Annotated in this window: 4 protein-coding genes; all 4 read left to right on the top strand. The window is 34.2% G+C overall.

From position 1 onward, the window contains the following. Positions 1-130: 130 nt before the first annotated feature. The 4 genes from BLR17_RS16330 (at position 131) to BLR17_RS16315 (ending at position 2,218) form a co-directional block, all read left to right on the top strand. Positions 131-466 (top strand): DUF2185 domain-containing protein, encoded by a 336-nt coding sequence (locus BLR17_RS16330; RefSeq protein WP_066328994.1) that lies wholly within the window; start codon positions 131-133, stop codon positions 464-466. 2 nt (positions 467-468) lie between these two features. Further along, positions 469-870, top strand: coding sequence for an SMI1/KNR4 family protein (locus BLR17_RS16325; RefSeq protein WP_066328993.1), 402 nt, complete (start codon positions 469-471; stop codon positions 868-870). 164 nt (positions 871-1,034) lie between these two features. After that, a complete protein-coding gene (locus tag BLR17_RS16320) occupies positions 1,035-1,688 on the top strand; it encodes a DUF4844 domain-containing protein (RefSeq protein WP_066328991.1) in 654 nt (217 codons plus the stop codon). Between the two features lie 245 nt (positions 1,689-1,933). Then, positions 1,934-2,218, top strand: a complete 285-nt coding sequence (locus BLR17_RS16315; protein WP_066328990.1) for a hypothetical protein — start codon at positions 1,934-1,936, stop codon at positions 2,216-2,218. Positions 2,219-2,446 lie beyond the last annotated feature (228 nt).

The raw sequence follows: 2,446 nt of genomic DNA, 5'->3' as shown, positions 1-2,446 counted from the left end.
GTGGTTTCACGTTGGTTTTTCACGTAAAAATTTTATATTAGCTGAAAGTACGCAGTTCGCTGGTTTCGCAAAAAGCCACTAGCCGCGAAACGTTAGCGGTAATTATAACAGACGACCACAGACAAAAAGAATGACGACAAAAAACTTCAAAATAAAAGCAGACGAGTTTGTTGACTTAGTTCCACAAATGGGAGGTTGTTTTGCGACTGACAAAATAACTGTAGACGGACTGAGAGTTGGTTATATGTATCGTGAAGAGCCAGACGAAAAAATGGATAGCGGTTGGCGTTTTTTTTCAGGAACAGAAGACCAAGAATATGTTAACGACCCAAACAACACAATGATTTACAATGTGAATACAATTGCAAATTATGATAGAGCAATAATTCCATATTTAGACCTTCCATTTGGTACTGAACTTGAAAGAATTGAAAATACAGACAAATTTAAAATCATAACAGAATAACGATGCCATTTCCAGTAGACATAAAATATATCATTGAAACGGAGCAAGAGCTAGGACTTGTATTTCCCGACAGCTTCAAGTCTAAAATGACAAAAGAAAATGGTGGAGAACTAATGACAGAGGACGATGATTGGCAACTGTTTCCATTTTTTGATAAGTCCGACAACAAAAGAATGAGCAGGACTTGCAATCACATTGTTTTAGAAACCAAACAAGCAAGGACTTGGGACAATTTCCCAGACAACGGAATTGCAATTGCTTCTAATGGTTCGGGCGACAATCTGATTTTATTACCACTTGACACCGACAACAAAAAACTAAGAGAAGAAATTTATTTATGGCAACACGAGACGGGCGAAATTCAGCAAGTAGCTAAGACGATAGACGAACTGACGGAAGAATAACTACCGCTAACACGGGTTTTGCGTCAGGCGGGCTGACGTGCAAACTTTGAGCTTTATGCTACTAATGAACTTAAGTAATAAATTGAAACTTTATGCTCCGAAACCCGCCCGAACGCAAAGCCCGAAAACGTTAGCAGCAACCATTCAGAAACTCTCCAGAAATAATGACTACATCAAAAATTGACAAACTAAAATATTTATTAGTAAAGGAAAAGTTTGCAGATTCAGAATGGGACAAAAGAGGTTTAATTCCATCTAATTTAGAGTTATGTGAACACTTGGAAAATAATTTGAACGATTGTATAAATTCGTTGCTAAATCAAACTGAAAAAGAAACACCAAAAAAAATTAAACGCATTTTAATCCAGAATATGAAAAGCTTAAATAAATCAGAACTGGATACAGAAGAAAAAGAATTTGTTTGCGATTATTATCATGAAATTTCTAAAATAGTTGAAGTCGATTTTAAAAATGAACTCAATAAATGGCTTTATGGAAGCATATTAAATTCATTTATTAAAATTTCAGAATTCATAAAAGGAAAAGAGAAAATAATAGAAATTACATCACAGAATTGTACAAAATGTAATTCTAAACTTGAAACTTTTATTCTTGAAAAAGACGAGAATATACCTGATTCTGATTTTTTAATTGTAAAGTGTAAATCATGCGCGGAATTTAACTTAATAGTTAATGGCCCAAAAATAAAAAGACTGAGATTTGGAGAATATGACCTAACGGAACAATTATCAAGAAAAGATTTTGATTTGGAAGAAGCGAAAACGAGATTGAAGCAAATTCAGTATTTCAGAAAATAATGGCAGCTGCTAACAGCGGTTTGAAGCAATAGTTGGTTTGTTGCTTAGTTGCTTTGCTGATTTCCCGCAGGAAATCTTATCTTAGCTGAAAATAATCAGTCCGCTGGCTTCACTACTGCGTCAAGCCGCGGAACGTTATGTGGCATGCTACCGAACTAAATATTCAGAAATTTGAATCATAAACTAAATATAAAATCCAATACTAAATAAGGTTCTGAAGTTAAAAACAAACATCCGCAGACAAAATGAATCAACAAAAAATTGAACAAATTAAGTCGATACTTAAGCACTGGAATCCTCTAGGAAATGCTGAACATAGTATCCAAGATTTAAATGACTATGAAACAGAGGTTGACGATATCATTTTTAATCTTGAAATAGATTATGATTTTCCAGAAAAAAGTGTTACCAAAAATCAGTTGTCTAAAATTGTCAAAGAAGTCTTGAATCAAGCTTTTGGCTTGCACTTAACGAACTCAGAATGTGATGCTCCTTCTGAAGAAATATTGAAGGTTTTGAACCATAGATAAAAGCACGCCACATAACAGCTAGTAAGCGCAAGTTGGGTTTTGATGCTTATGGAAAGTTGGTTTTGAATTTGTGAAATTTGTGTTTAATGGAAAATAATCGCATTTTTAATCCCAACCTGCGCCTACTAGCCAAACGTTAGCGGTAATTTTCTCGCCACACAGACATGACACAGACAACAAAAAATATATTACAGATTATTTTAGTAACGCTTTTATTAAGCGTTCTAA

Source organism: Flavobacterium glycines (assembly GCF_900100165.1).
GTDB classification, from domain to species: domain Bacteria; phylum Bacteroidota; class Bacteroidia; order Flavobacteriales; family Flavobacteriaceae; genus Flavobacterium; species Flavobacterium glycines.
This window is presented reverse-complemented; position numbering and strand designations above follow the sequence as displayed.